The organism is Gluconobacter cerinus, assembly GCF_002723935.1.
Lineage (GTDB): Bacteria > Pseudomonadota > Alphaproteobacteria > Acetobacterales > Acetobacteraceae > Gluconobacter > Gluconobacter cerinus.
The window spans coordinates 20,302-33,932 of the sequence record NZ_BEWM01000004.1 but is presented as its reverse complement, the minus strand read 5'-3'; the positions used below and the strand labels follow the sequence as shown (position 1 = coordinate 33,932).

Here is a 13,631-nt window from a genome sequence, read left to right as displayed (position 1 = left end):
TCACATTCAGGATCAGGACAGGAATCATCATGGATACGCCACGTCTCGTCTCGCTTGACCGCGAACACCTCATCCATCCCGTCTCGTCATGGCAGGGACACGAAGCCAGTGGGGCGACCATCCTCGAATCTGGCAAAGGTGTCTGGCTGACGGACAGCAAAGGCCACCGTCTTCTGGATGGCTTTTCTGGGCTTTGGTGCGTCAATACCGGTTACGGCTGCGAGAGCGTTATCGAGGCAGGTCGACGTCAGCTTGAAAAGCTTCCCTATGCGACGGGATATTTCGGCTTTTCAAATGAGCCCGCTATCGAACTGGCAGCGCGGCTGACACAGCATGCTCCGGGGCACCTCAATCACATCTATTTCGCTCTTGGTGGCTCCGATGCCGTGGACAGTACGCTCCGCTTCATCCGTTACTATCAGCACGCACGGGGTACGCCCGAAAAGCGCCATGTCATCGGGCTACAGAAAGGCTATCATGGCTCGTCCTTCGTCGGCGCAGGCCTGACCGCGCTTCCGGTCTTCCATCGTGATGCAGATGTGCCACTCCCGTGGCAGCATCATATTCCCAGCCCCGATCCCTACCGCCATCCTGCAGGACCGGACGCTGAAGCCATCATCCAGGCCTCGGTACAGGCATTCCATGATGAAATCGCTAAAATTGGCGGTCCACAGCATGTTGCAGCCTTCTACTGCGAACTTGTTCAAGGGTCCGGCGGCGTCATTATTCCGCCAAAGGGCTGGGCAACGGCAATGCAGGCAGCTTGCCGCGAGCTGGATATTCTGTTCGTCGTTGATGAAGTCATCACAGGTTTCGGGCGGACTGGTCCTCTCTTTGCCTGCGCGCATGAGAACATCGAACCGGACATGATGACTGTCGCAAAGGGTCTGACGGCCGGCTACGCCCCGATGGGAGGCGTCTTCATGTCTGATACGATCTACGAAACGATCCGTGACAAGACGCCGCCAGGTGTCTCCGTCGGACATGGGCAGACCTATAGCGCCCATCCCGTCAGTGCGGCCATCGGCCTCGCAGTCCTGGACCTCTATGAAGGTGGCCTGCTTGAAAACGGAACCCGTGTTGGTGAGCATCTTGCGACGCGCTTGCGCGGTCTAGGCAATCATCCACTCGTCGGCACAACCCGGTCTGTTGGAATGCTTGCCGGCATCGAACTCGTGACCGACAAGACAACCAAAACCAAGCCGGATGCCCAGCTAGGAATTTCCGGAAAGCTCAGCCGCTATGGATATGAGCAGGGTATTCTTTTCCGGGCCTTTGGCGACGATGTGATCGGACTTGCCCCACCGCTGTGCAGCACGATCGCCGAAATGGATCAGCTCTGTGACGGCATTGTCTCGGTACTGGACCGCGTGATGGAAGATCCGGCCGTCGCCAGCGCTCTCAAAGCCTGATTACGCCAGAGGAGGAAACAGAAGGTTGCCCCATCATGACACCTGAAGTTTCCTCAACTGGACCGGCAACCCTGGATGATCTGCCTGCTAACGGCTTTCATTCAAAACTGGCCCTGATTTCTGCCGGGGGACCATTCTGTGACGGCTACATCCTCGGGATCATCGGTATTGCTCTCCCATCCATCGTGCGGGAACTTCATCTCACAGGCGCGGAGACAGGCCTCGTCGGGGCCGCGGCCCTTCTGGGCGTTCTGGCAGGCGGAATGCTGGGGGGCGCGGTCTCGGATCGTCTTGGGCGACGGCCTCTTTTTACGCTAAATATTGCAGCGTTCGTAGTCTTCTCCCTGTTGCAGGGAGCGTGCTCCGGCCTTGTGCTACTTGTAACCCTGCGCTTTCTGCTCGGTGTAGCAGTTGGTGCGGATTATCCCATTGCGACGTCTTACGTCGCAGAATTCATGCCACGCAAACTCCGCGGCCCAGTTCTTTCCGGATTAATTCTCGCCTGGTGGGTTGGATATACCGCGAGCTACGCCGTGGGCTATGGGCTTTCCTTCTTCCCCGACATCTCTTGGCGGATCATGCTGGTCTCCAGCGCTGTTCCGTCAATTGTGCTCTTCTGCCTGCGTATGGGATTGCCTGAGTCTCCCCGCTGGCTGGTTCAGCAGGGACGGACCGAAGACGCAAGAAACATTATACGCGAGCACCTGAAGGCTGATATTCTCCCCAGTGTAGAACATCAGGGGCAGCTCTCCCTGCTTCAGATCATTCGATCTCCCTATCGCGGAGCACTCGTGTTCGTCAGTGCATTCTGGATCCTGCAAAGCGCTCCGGGATTTGCCATCCACACCCTTCAGGCTCAGCTCCTGCATCAGTATCACGTCCAGAACGCACTTCTCGGATCTCTCTGCATTACCGGACTGACCATCCTGGGGATCCTGCCCGTCACTCTGGGGCTGATCAATCTGATGGGGCGGCGCCTGTTACTGATCGGCACTTTTGCAATCAGCATGCTGGGCCTTTTGCTCCTCGGAGTTTCAGCCACCCCTGCCAGCTGGATGATCTTTTCCGGGTTTATTCTGTATTCGGTGTCCGAAGCAGCAGGAAGCGGCCTGCAGTTTGTTTATCCTAACGAGCTGTTTCCAACAGCCATCCGGGCCAGTGCGGTCGGTATGGCCTGCTCCTTCAGCAGACTGGGCGCAGCACTTGGAACGTTTCTTCTTCCTCTGGGATATACGCAATTTGGGATGCAACCCATGATGCTCATAGCAGCCAGCTTCATGCTGGCAGGACTGCTCATCAGCTGGATGTGGGCTCCAGAAACAAAGAATGCGTCCTTGGGAGAACCTCCTTCCCAGACTCAACCGCCCTCTCCTTCCATCTGTGCCTCCTGACGGAGATCATTCCATGAAACTTGTTCCCTACTGGCTGGATAGCATTTCACCTGTATCAGGTACTGCTCTGTCTGAGTTCCCTACCCGTGCAGATGTCGTGGTTGTAGGCGGCGGCTTTACCGGCCTCTCAGCAGCTCGAACCCTAGCCAAGGCCGGCAAGACTGTTGTCGTCCTCGAAGCAGACCAGATTGCATGCCACGCCTCAGGCCGAAATGGCGGACACGTCAACAACGGGACGGCTGGAAATTTTCAGAGCATGGTCGGAAAATATGGCCTGGAACAGGCCGTTGCATTGTATCGGTTCTTTGATGATGCTGTGGATACGGTCGAGCAGATCGTCACGTCCGAAAACATCGACTGTGACTTCCGTCGATGTGGAAAGCTGAAAGTCGCCTGGACGGAAAAGCATCTGGCAGGTCTGCGGGCGGATCAGGACGCCGTAAAACAGCATGTTGACCCGGAAACTGATCTTCTCGACCGCGACGCCGTCGCCGCGGAAATCGGTGGCTCGACAACATTCGAAGGCGGGATGCTATATCGCAAAAGCGCACAGATGCATGTCGGAAAATTTGGGAGTGCGCTTGCAGCCAACGCCATGTCCACGGGTGCGAAAATCTTCGAAAATACGCCTATGACCGCCCTTCACCGTGCGGGCAACGTGTTTGAAGTCTCCTCTTCCTCAGGCGTTATTCAGGCACAGAATGTACTACTGGCAACGGGAACAAGCCGGAGAGCACCAAACTGGTTCCGGCGACGCGTCATGCCAGTCGGCAGCTTCATTGTTGCCACGGCACCCATGTCGGAAGATTTGTTTTCCCGCATTCTCCCCGGACGCCGCAATGTCGTCACAACGCGGAATATCCATAACTACTTTCGAACAACCGCAGACCGACGCTTGATTTTCGGCGGCCGGGCCAATTTTTCGCAATCCAGCGAAAAGTCTGACATTCAGTCAGGGCAGATCCTTCATTCAGCGCTAACGGAGATCTACCCTGAACTGGAAAGCACTGAAATCGACTATTGCTGGGGGGGCAACGTCGACATGAGCGTGGATCGCCTACCACATGCTGGTGAATGGAATGGCGTCACCTATGCGATGGGCCTGAGCGGACATGGTGTTCAGATGTCCGTCCATCTTGGTCATCTGTTAGGACAAAAGCTTTCCGGAGAACAGGTTGATATTCCTGTGTGGAACCGTCCATGGCAGCCCATCCCAGCTTACGGACTTGCCACGCATTTCATGCCCGTCGTGGGTGCCTATTATCGTGCCAAGGACAGATATCTCTAATGTTTTCAGATAAACCTGCGGGAGAGTAATCCTCCCGCAGGCTTGCTATCTTTATAGGCCAAAGACGCCGGGCAGCCCGCTGATGTCCTTAATTTCTTCATATTCATAAAAGGGATTAGCTGGTTCATGGCCCCGGTTAACCCAGACTTTTGACCGGATCCCCAGATCGTAAGCGGTCATAAGATCATAACGGAAAGACGATGATACGTGAGTGATGTCTTCTGGCCCACAGCCGAGAACATCAAGCATATATTCAAAACCGTTCATCTGAGGCTTGTAAGTCCCCGTCTCCTCCGCCGTGATGACCTTGTAAAACGGTGCACCCAACTTCTCGACATTCGACATGATTTGGCTGTTCATGGCGTTGGATAAAATGACCAGGGGGATTTCTTTGGCAACTTTGGCAAGACCCGCGGGCACATCAGGGTGAGGCCCCCAGGTTGGAACCTCATTGTAAATCTGCAAGGCATCTTCCTCACGAAACGTCACGCCATTCTTCTTGCACGTCCGCTCCAGAGCATTGTGCACAATTTCTGCGTAGGGTTTCCATGCGCCCAGCACCTCGTCGAGCCGGTAAGCGGCAAAATTCTTAATGAAGAGCTGCATTGCCTGCTCACTCAATACTTCACCATAGATCCTACGGGCCGCACCAGCCATATCGAAAAATGTCAGAGTGCCGTAGCAGTCAAAGGTAATGAACTTGGGACGGAAGGTCATATACGATTCCTTGTGAGGCCATTACTGTCTGGCATAATCGTTATGATGCCGCCTTCAGGCCGATAGTCGTTATCAGGTTTTTATTGTTTGACGCAGGAAATTTCATATTCAAACGAGGATGCAGCACGCTCTGCTGCCCAGGTTTAAAAATCAGGATCAGAACCGGCGCAGAACGCAGCACATTAGATCTGCAAATCCCCATTGTGTGAGATCTTCAATGAGCCTGCTTCTTCCTATTCAGACAAGCCCGGACTTCACCCCACGTGAATCCGTATCGACTCCAGAACGTCTCATTTCAGGCTCTCCAGCTTTCAAGACATGGGCGCTGGATACGTCACGTAATGGAAATGTTCGCACAGGCGTATGGGAAGCCACTCCCGGCACAACCAAATCCATTAAGGGTGAAGCTTTCGAATTCTGCCATATCCTTGAAGGCCTTGTCAGAATCACAGAAAACGAAGGAGAGTCCTATCTCTTCAAAGCTGGAGACAGCTTCATTATGAAGCCCGGTTTCGTTGGAACGTGGGAAACTATCGAAACAGTCAAAAAGATCTATGTCTTCGTGGAATGACCATATGCCCTGTCCTACTGAACCAGAGCTGAACTTTGCAATACTCTGCCATTCAGCACAGGGTTTGCGGTGTCAAAAACTGCCTGAATGCCCCTACACTCGTCCGCATACAGCACGGAGACTTTCATGCCTGCCCCACTGCATCTGATTCAGACCAGTTCCAGCGTTCCAGCAGAAGCGGATGTTGTTGTTGTCGGCGCTGGAATTGTGGGAGTTTCAGCAGCCTACTGGCTGGCCAGGGCGGGAATGAAGGTCGTTCTCCTCGAGAAAGGCACGGTTGGGGCTGAACAGTCCAGCAGGAACTGGGGATGGTGTCGCCAGCAAAATCGCGATGCACGCGAACTCCCCCTGTCCACCCGAAGTCTTTCTCTTTGGGAAGACATGACAGCAGACATCGGTGAAAATCTTGGCTTCCGCCGCTGTGGATTACTGTATCTGACAAACAGTCAGGCTGAACTGGACGGATGGGCTCGCTGGGGCGAATTTGCCAGAGGCGAAGGCGTGGACACCAGAATGCTGAACGCGAGTGAAGCCGCACAGCGAGGGAACGCCACACACCGAAAATGGCTTGGGGGCGTATGGTCGCCGACTGATGGCATCGCGGACCCGTCACTCGCTGCGCCCATGATTGCCAAAGGTGTCCTCAAAAACGGTGGCTACGTCGTTCAGAACTGCGCGGCTCGCGGCGTTGAACTATCAGGCGGTGCTATCTGCGGCGTTGTGACGGAACGTGGAACCATTCGCACATCACAGGTTGTCATGGCTGGAGGTGTTTGGGCGCGGTCTTTCCTGAATCAGGTTGGGGTTAACCTGCCGCAAGCGTCTGTCCGGTCGTCAATTCTTTCCGTTAAACCAGGTGCATTGGGCCTTCCAGACGCTCTTCATACTCACGATGCATCTGTCACAAGGCGCGGTGATGGTGGCTACACCCTCGCTATTTCCGGCAACGGTCGTGTAGATCCCACTCCCGGGATATTGAAAAGCGCCATAGAATTTCTTCCAATGTTCGCACGACGGTGGCGTCACCTTGCACCTGGCGATTTTCAGGGTTGGCGTTATGGTTTCGACACCATCGCCAAATGGAAACTTGATCGGCCGACACCTATGGAAAAAACACGTATCTTGGATCCCAAACCAGATGCTGGAACCATTCGTAAGACCCTAAAAAACGCCCATGCACTCTTGCCTGCCCTGAAAAATGTGTCTGTTCAGGCCGAATGGGCAGGATACATTGATAGTACGCCAGACGGGGTTCCTGTTATTGACCCTGAAAGTGGCGTTCCCGGTCTCTTCATTGCGGCCGGTTTTTCTGGGCATGGCTTTGGCATTGGGCCCGGTGCTGGACATCTTATCGCCGATCTCTTGTTGGGTCGGGAACCAATTACCGAAGTCGAGCAATACAAACTTGCCCGCTTTAAAAAATCCGCTTGGGGTAAAGTATCGGATTTCTAGGCATACATTTATCATCAGACCAAGCCATGTGCCCCGGTGAGTTGCCTTTTTTATTCAGGTACACCGTTGGCAATGCTGGCCCTTTTTAACGCGGACCAAGAAAACCATTGCTTGATGTTTCGGTGAACTGATTTTCAGGATTACAGGATACTGAAGACGGGTGCTTTTGCGATGTTTTTGTTGTCTACTTGTCAGAATGTCACACCAGTTTTTACTCCAAACACAGTAATCATATTTTTCTGAGTGTACCCGCCAGGATCTACCCAAAACTGAACATTAGGCTCGAGATAAAGCCATTTTGTTGCTTGAAACGTATAATCCGTTTCAATCGCAAATTCCGAATTACGTCTCGGCCCTTTTTTGCCGTCCTGATACCAATATAAAGTCGCCAGTCGGGAATTAACGTGGTTGGTTCCGAACGCGAGTGTGACAGCATCATTCTTTCGGCCGGGAAGACCAAGATAACGGAGGCTTGCTGTCACCTGAGACGACACAGGCCCTGTTTCCTTATCCACCATTGTCAATGTGACGTAAGCTGTGAGGCCTTGTGTAACAACAGCATCTTCCCCTGGCTTTTCTGTGAATGTGCCCGTCAATTGCTGCTGGAACCACAGATATCCACCATGGCTTCCACTCCTCTGAAGCATTGACATCCCCGCCAGAGTTGCAGGCCTTCCATCATTTGCCAACAGCACGTCCGGTGCCGCAGCAGTGTTGATCCATCCCCCAATGCGATAGGCGCCTGGATAACCGTGCGAGCCAAGATGAACGCGTACACCTGTTTCAAATGGGAGCAGAACGCCGGTTGCGCCATGCAGATAACCTATGAACAGGTAATTATCGAGGTTTCGATCATTCTGTTCATACGCACCCACCTGAAAATACCAATGCGGATTGTTATACTTTACAAGGCCGCCCCATACACTGACTGGCCAGTTATACCAGCGACTTCCATCCATATTCCCCGTGGTTGCGCCACAGAAGTAGTTAATCATCGTCAAGCAGGGGATATTGTCAAAATCCGCACCGGTAGGCAGCCGCCCAACCTTGAAACTGAAGCCACCTCCCAGGTTCTGGTTATACCAGAGCTGGGTTAATCTGGTCGTCTGTCCTCTTCCCCACACTTCCTGAGGCTGCTGTAACGTATACAGACCTGCATCGGTAATCAGGTTACGACCAGAACGCCAGGTAAAGGTGAAGTTAAAAGATGCCCCTTTCCAATGAAGGAGCTTTTCGGCATTCACATCAAGCCCAGCAGTAATCTGATTTGTCTGTGCGGCAGTGCGCCGATCCCCGCCGCTGACATTGCCAGCAGTTTCGTTCGTCCAACTGGCTCCCAGTTCGACCCCTTTATTACGCAGATATGTCCTTGCCCCCCCCCATTCTCCTGTCATTGTGGGAAGGGAGTTTGGACCATTATCAAACAGTGAATAGCTTGCATCGTCGCTTTCGTTGCCATTTGTTGGCTCTGCGGCCATGGCTTCACCAAATATGCCGACAGACAAAGCAACACAGCACGACAACGCTCGGGAAACGCTGAAGCGGTCCATGAGATTACCTCTACATTTTCGGGAAACGCACAAAAATTGCGCTGTTACTTAGAGCTTATATATTCAAGGTAATATTGGCTTGAATACCTATTCAGATCCGGGAAGAGAACTTCCCGGATCCTATTAAAGAGTATTTGTTCCGCCAATATTATGGGAGAGTGTAAGCCATCACGTAGTCACCACGGTTTGCATTGGTGCCGGTACGCGTAGCACCGCCAACGACAACCACAACATATTGCTTACCGTCCTGACCAATGTAGGACATCGGAGCTCCCTGCCCGCCAACCGGAAGCCGGTCACGCCACAGTTCCTTGCCTGTGTCGTTGTCCAAAGCACGGACATAATAGTCCAGAGTGCCATGGAAGAAGGTCAGGCCACCCTTGGTAACAAGCGGTCCGCCCATCGTTGGCATGCCTAGTGGAATGCGCACACCCGGGACAATACCGTGGACAGGAGCATCCTGGATGCTACCCATCGGAACCTGCCATTTGGTCTTTCCTGTCGTCAGGTCAATCGCTGTCATGCTGCCGAAAGGCGGCTTGAAGCATGGAACGCCCAGAGGCGAGACAAACATTGAGCGCTCAACACCCCACGGCGTACCGATCTGCTCTGAGTATTCACCCTCAGCGCTCGGCTTCAAACCAATGCGCTTGGCTTCATCCTGCTTGATGAAACGGCCCCACTGCGCCATGCGAATATCGTTGACGATCAGCGTTCCGGTCGAAGCGTCGATTGCGCCACCACCCCAGTTGGAACCACCATAATAGCTCGGATAGATCAGAGTACGCTGCTTGTCAGAGAGAGGCGTGAACTCGCCCTTCCAGCGCATCTGCTTGAACTGGATCCGGCAATACAGCTGGTCAAGGATCGTACCGCCCCACATATCGGATTCCTTGAACGGCGTTGTGCCGATCGAAATCGCGGAGAAAGGCTGTGTTGGAGAGATACGCATGCCGGGCATACCGTCCGTTGGAACCTTACGATATTCCACCGGGACAACTGGCTTACCATCACGACGGTCCAGCACGAAGACTTCACCACGCTTGGTCAGCTGAATAATGACCGGCGTCGTAGTGCCATCCTTGCCCGGGAGGTCATAGAGGATAGGCTGGGACGTCACGTCATAGTCGAACTGGTCGTTATTCGCCGTACGGAAGTGCCAGTGCTCCTTGCCGGTCTTGATCTCAACCGCGACGATGGCGTCCGTGTATTCATCCGAATAAGGGAAGCGATCACCGTTCCAGAAATCTGGCGTCTGATTGCCCGTTGGGAAATAAGCCAGGCCCAGCTTGGGATCATAAGCTGCTGTGCCCCAGAAATTCGGAGTTTGCGGAGCATAATGCTCGCCGGGAGGCAGCGGTGTGCTGTCCTTGGCGCCGCGGGAAGCATCCCAGGCCCACAGAAGCTTGCCTGTGCGAACGTCATAGCCACGGACGACGCCAGAAGGTTCGCCAACAGAAATGTTATCGTTGATTTTGCCGCCAACCATAATGACGCCATCTGCGACCAACGGTGCAGAGGTCAAATAATACGATCCATTTTCTGGAGCGTCCGTCAGACCTTCAAGAAGGTTAACAAAACCATGATCGCCAAAATCTTCGCATGGTTTGCCTGTTTCGGCATCTACTTCGAAAAGGCGAGCATCATTGGTGTTGGAGACAATTCGCTTACGGCATGCAGCCGGTAGAGCTGCAGCGTCCTGCGGAGGAGCTGCCTGATCCGTTCCCGTCTGATCCACAGCAGGTTGAACATCTTCAGGCGGAAGCGTGGAAATATCAGCATATCCAACGCCACGGCAACGTTTCCACCCTCGATTGCTGTCAGTAATCCGCAGCTTGGGATCAAAGCGCCACCGCTCCTTACCGGTGACCGGATCAATTGCAATCACCTTATTGAGCGGTGTGCAAAGATACATCGTGTTATCGACCTTGAGCGGCGTAACCTGATATTCTGATCCATCAATAGCAAGATCACCCGTATGGTAGGTCCAGGCCAGCTTCAGATCTTTGACGTTGGATTTATTGATCTGATCGAATTGAGCGAAACGGTTACCCGCAGTGCTCCGTCCATAAGCAGGCCAGTCATTCCCGCTGTCTTGCCCTGCCTGTGCCTGAATGACAGGAGCAGGCCCGGAAGACTCAGCCACAATGGTCGGGTGCGGGAAAAACATCCCGACAATAAACGCACCCAGTGAGCCAAGCAGGGCAATACCCAGACTGTTTGCAACCACGCGCGGCAGTGCCGGACGGCCGTCTTGCCGCGATAGTCGACGTGCAAGGGCCGTGACAATCAACGCAATAATGATGAACGCCAGAAGACGGGGCACGAGTTGCCAGAAATCAAACCCGACCTCCCATAGTGCCCAGAGCACACTGACGGCGAGCAATGCAAGCGCTGTATAAAGAGCGAATGCAGCACGTTTATAAAGACCAAAACTAATGGCAATAATGGCCGCGCCTGCTAATAAATAGAATGGTGATCCTCCGAGGAAGAGCAACCAAAGGCCGCCAAAAACCAATGTCAAACCTAGAACTACGCCTAAAAATTCAACAACCCAAAAGGCTGCTATTTCCAAGGTGCGCATCAGGAACTTCTCCCATCCCGTTATGCACGGGATCAACGACAGTAAATTTTCTTACGGTCTGGTCTAGAAACATCCCATTGGACGTGTTCGGTCTTCAGGGCGCGGAAACGGCCATGGACAACAAACATTTTCGCAAGTTACCCCCAAAAAGGAGGGTGCGATGGGTATGATTTTTAACCAGTCAGTGGTCATTATCTGTATCACCCAGCGGGTGAATATCAATCAATTCCTGCCCCAAAACAGGGGCCGTTAAATCACAGTGTGGAGAGCAGTCCTTGAAAAGCGATGAAAACAGCATGCAGGGCGTGAGCCGTGCCGCGGCGATCCTTAGAGTGCTTTCAAGCGCTCACGTAAGTCTGGGGTATATTGCAAAAGCAACAGGGCTTCCCCGGTCGACTGTTCAACGGCTTGTCAACGCTCTCGCCGTTGAGGAATTGGTAGAAGTCACCAATGACGGTATCTCGCTGTCTTGGGGAATCATGCGACTAGCGGAGGCAGCGCAGTCCAGCCTGCTCGACAAGTTCAGAAGCGCGATCGAAACCATGTTTCAGGAAACGCACGAGACTGTCGATTTCAGTACGGTGTATGGAAAAGAAGTAACGTATATTGAAAAAATTCATTCCGATCAGGAAATTCGCGTTGTCCCCAAAGCCGGGCGCCCAATGCCTTTACATGCGATGTCAAACGGCAAAGCCATGCTGTCTATTATGTCAAAATCTGAAATACAGGCTCTTATTGGTTCACAACCACTCAAAATGACCTCACATACAAAAACTAACGTGAAAGATATTCTTAACGAAATCGAGACCGTAAAGGCGACGGGATACGCTTATGATTTTGAGGAGCATAGCGAAGGAATTTGCTGTATCGCCACGCCTATCGTTCTTCCTGGCCACAGGCCATACGCCATCTCAATTACTGTTCCCTTTTTTCGTTTTGAGCAAAATCTTCCCCTATTCCGAGAGGCACTTAATCGGTGCAAGAATAAAATAGAAAACTCTTTTGGTAAAAAATAAATATGAAATTGAATCATTTGTTCAAAAATACGGAACGCATTGTATTTTTCAATACATCTGCGGTCCGTATTTACTCATCTGGAAAATCTAAAAAATTATTTTCCGCCAAGCTCCCCTGTCAGGAATTGAGCCCTTCCCAGCCCAAAGGACCAGTGAGCGTCTTCATTCTCGACCACAGACACCATGACGTCTGAGGAAGAAATACCACATTCCTTTTCCAGATATTCCGTAAGCAATTTGTAGAACAGAGCCGTTTTTTCTTCACCTCTTGGACGACTGAACATCTGGACCACCACAACCTTTTCAGTGCGAGGAATTCCCAGACCGGTATCTTCCACGATCATGCGGGAAGGCTTGTACTCAGACACAAGTTGATAACGGTCGCCGCGTGGAACCTCGAAGGCTTCCAGCATGGCTTCATGGGCGGCGTCCAGAAGCGTCTTGATTTCCGTATCCGTGCGGCCTTCAAGCATGTGGAAATGAAGTAATGGCATGATATTTTCTCCAGATTTAATTGAACAAGCTCAGGAAATCGTCTGCCATTTCTGCTCCCGGTGGGAACGAACAGCTGTATCGATGATTTTCTGAATTTCCCATGCTTCCCGGAAGTCAGGAGTGCTGGGCTCGCCACGATCAATGGCACGAATGAACTCTGCCATTTCGATCGTCTTGATATCGTTGAAGCCAAGGTGATGACCCTGCGCAACACAGAACGCGCCATAAGGCGAATGTTGCGGGCCAGTCTCGATCAGTCGGAACCCGTTTGATCGGCTATCGTCACCCGCCTTGTAGTAAAGTAGTTCGTTCATGCGCTCCTGCGTGAACGACAGCGCACCCTTGCTTCCGGAAATTTCAAATTCCAGCTGCATTTTGCGCCCTGTTGCCAACCAGTTAGCCTGGATGGTTCCCGAACATCCCCGTTCAAAATTGACGATCATTCGAGCGACATCATCCACGCTGATATCTTTAAGTTCGGAAGCTCCCGGATAAGCAGGACGCTGCTTCACCACCGTATCAAGCTGGGCAAAGATCGACGTCACAGGCCCAAGTAAGAAACGGGCAATCGAAATGATGTGACTTCCGACATCTGCCAGCGCGCCCGTTCCGCCGGCCGGATCGCAACGCCAGCTATAAGGAGACAGAGGATCAGACATAAAGTCTTCCGCGTGGATCCCGTTAAAGGCGTAAATCTCCCCGAGTTCTCCCGATGCTATAAATTCACGAGCATATTTCAGGAGAGGATTCTTCAGATAATTGAAGCCACTCTGCGTCCTGACGCCAGCCTTTTCAGCCGCCTGAACAATCTCCCAGGCTTCAGATGCGGTCGGGGACAGCGGCTTTTCGCAATGAACATGCTTGCCTGCGGCAATAGCGGCCAATGCCATTTCACGATGCAAAAGTGTAGGCGTCGTGATGGAGATGATATCGATCTCCGGATCATTGACGAGTTCCCGCCAATCCTGCGTGCTGGATGCAAAACCAAACTGCCGCTGGAAAAGACGCGCACGCTCCCCATCAATATCTGCGATCCTGTGCAGGACTGGCCGGGAAATGTCGTCAAAAACGTTTCCTGCCGCCTGATAGGCCAGAGCATGGGCCTTTCCCATAAAACCCGTGCCAATCAGACCAATCTTCAATGTATTCACAAAC

General features: G+C 52.7%; 11 protein-coding genes. 6 read left to right on the top strand and 5 right to left on the bottom strand.

What is annotated here, in order from left to right; genetic code table 11:
- Positions 1 to 29 precede the first annotated feature (29 nt).
- From GCE01_RS10115 to GCE01_RS10105, 3 genes are read left to right on the top strand one after another with little or no spacing between them, the layout of a single operon-like run.
- Positions 30 to 1,412 carry an aminotransferase class III-fold pyridoxal phosphate-dependent enzyme gene (locus GCE01_RS10115; RefSeq protein ID WP_064274939.1) on the top strand — a complete coding sequence of 461 codons (1,383 nt, stop codon included), beginning with the start codon at positions 30 to 32 and terminating at the stop codon, positions 1,410 to 1,412.
- Between the two features lie 35 nt (positions 1,413 to 1,447).
- Positions 1,448 to 2,803 (top strand): MFS transporter, encoded by a 1,356-nt coding sequence (locus tag GCE01_RS10110; protein WP_099212744.1) that lies wholly within the window; start codon positions 1,448 to 1,450, stop codon positions 2,801 to 2,803.
- 13 nt (positions 2,804 to 2,816) lie between these two features.
- Entirely contained in the window at positions 2,817 to 4,091 is a 1,275-nt protein-coding gene (locus tag GCE01_RS10105) for an NAD(P)/FAD-dependent oxidoreductase (protein WP_099212743.1), read from the top strand.
- A gap of 51 nt (positions 4,092 to 4,142) precedes the next feature.
- Here GCE01_RS10105 and GCE01_RS10100 read toward each other — a convergent pair whose 3' ends face one another.
- On the bottom strand, positions 4,143 to 4,808 hold the full coding sequence (locus GCE01_RS10100; RefSeq protein WP_086634350.1) for a haloacid dehalogenase type II: 666 nt from the start codon (positions 4,806 to 4,808) through the stop codon (positions 4,143 to 4,145).
- Positions 4,809 to 5,025: 217 nt separating this feature from the next.
- Between GCE01_RS10100 and GCE01_RS10095 the strand changes: the two genes are divergently transcribed.
- A complete protein-coding gene (locus tag GCE01_RS10095) occupies positions 5,026 to 5,379 on the top strand; it encodes a cupin domain-containing protein (RefSeq protein ID WP_099213030.1) in 354 nt (117 codons plus the stop codon).
- A gap of 126 nt (positions 5,380 to 5,505) precedes the next feature.
- Positions 5,506 to 6,831: an NAD(P)/FAD-dependent oxidoreductase gene (locus GCE01_RS10090; RefSeq protein WP_099212742.1), complete on the top strand. Its 1,326-nt coding sequence runs from the start codon at positions 5,506 to 5,508 to the stop codon at positions 6,829 to 6,831.
- A 191-nt stretch (positions 6,832 to 7,022) separates the two neighbouring features.
- On the opposite strand, the gene GCE01_RS10085 is transcribed toward GCE01_RS10090, so the two are convergent.
- Both GCE01_RS10085 and GCE01_RS10080 read right to left on the bottom strand, forming a co-directional pair.
- Positions 7,023 to 8,381, bottom strand: a complete 1,359-nt coding sequence (locus tag GCE01_RS10085) for a carbohydrate porin (protein ID WP_244591172.1) — start codon at positions 8,379 to 8,381, stop codon at positions 7,023 to 7,025.
- 148 nt (positions 8,382 to 8,529) lie between these two features.
- Positions 8,530 to 10,965, bottom strand: a complete 2,436-nt coding sequence (locus GCE01_RS10080) for a membrane-bound PQQ-dependent dehydrogenase, glucose/quinate/shikimate family (protein WP_099212741.1) — start codon at positions 10,963 to 10,965, stop codon at positions 8,530 to 8,532.
- A gap of 275 nt (positions 10,966 to 11,240) precedes the next feature.
- Here GCE01_RS10080 and GCE01_RS10075 point away from each other — a divergent pair, with 275 nt between their 5' ends.
- Entirely contained in the window at positions 11,241 to 11,981 is a 741-nt protein-coding gene (locus tag GCE01_RS10075) for an IclR family transcriptional regulator (RefSeq protein WP_145995790.1), read from the top strand.
- 95 nt (positions 11,982 to 12,076) lie between these two features.
- Here GCE01_RS10075 and GCE01_RS10070 read toward each other — a convergent pair whose 3' ends face one another.
- On the bottom strand, positions 12,077 to 12,475 hold the full coding sequence (locus tag GCE01_RS10070) for a tautomerase family protein (RefSeq protein ID WP_099212739.1): 399 nt from the start codon (positions 12,473 to 12,475) through the stop codon (positions 12,077 to 12,079).
- A 30-nt stretch (positions 12,476 to 12,505) separates the two neighbouring features.
- Positions 12,506 to 13,627 carry a Gfo/Idh/MocA family protein gene (locus GCE01_RS10065; protein ID WP_099212738.1) on the bottom strand — a complete coding sequence of 374 codons (1,122 nt, stop codon included), beginning with the start codon at positions 13,625 to 13,627 and terminating at the stop codon, positions 12,506 to 12,508.
- Between the last annotated feature and the right edge of the window lie 4 nt (positions 13,628 to 13,631).

Bases quoted from the DNA above. Each gene is read 5' to 3' on its own strand.
- GCE01_RS10090 (WP_099212742.1), top strand. From the start codon at position 5,506: ATGCCTGCCCCACTGCATCTGATTCAGACCAGTTCCAGCGTTCCAGCA.
- GCE01_RS10100 (WP_086634350.1), bottom strand. From the start codon at position 4,808: ATGACCTTCCGTCCCAAGTTCATTACCTTTGACTGCTACGGCACTCTG.
- GCE01_RS10070 (WP_099212739.1), bottom strand. From the start codon at position 12,475: ATGCCATTACTTCATTTCCACATGCTTGAAGGCCGCACGGATACGGAA.
- GCE01_RS10085 (WP_244591172.1), bottom strand. From the start codon at position 8,381: ATGGACCGCTTCAGCGTTTCCCGAGCGTTGTCGTGCTGTGTTGCTTTG.
- GCE01_RS10115 (WP_064274939.1), top strand. From the start codon at position 30: ATGGATACGCCACGTCTCGTCTCGCTTGACCGCGAACACCTCATCCAT.
- GCE01_RS10110 (WP_099212744.1), top strand. From the start codon at position 1,448: ATGACACCTGAAGTTTCCTCAACTGGACCGGCAACCCTGGATGATCTG.
- GCE01_RS10095 (WP_099213030.1), top strand. From the start codon at position 5,026: ATGAGCCTGCTTCTTCCTATTCAGACAAGCCCGGACTTCACCCCACGT.
- GCE01_RS10105 (WP_099212743.1), top strand. From the start codon at position 2,817: ATGAAACTTGTTCCCTACTGGCTGGATAGCATTTCACCTGTATCAGGT.
- GCE01_RS10080 (WP_099212741.1), bottom strand. From the start codon at position 10,965: ATGCGCACCTTGGAAATAGCAGCCTTTTGGGTTGTTGAATTTTTAGGC.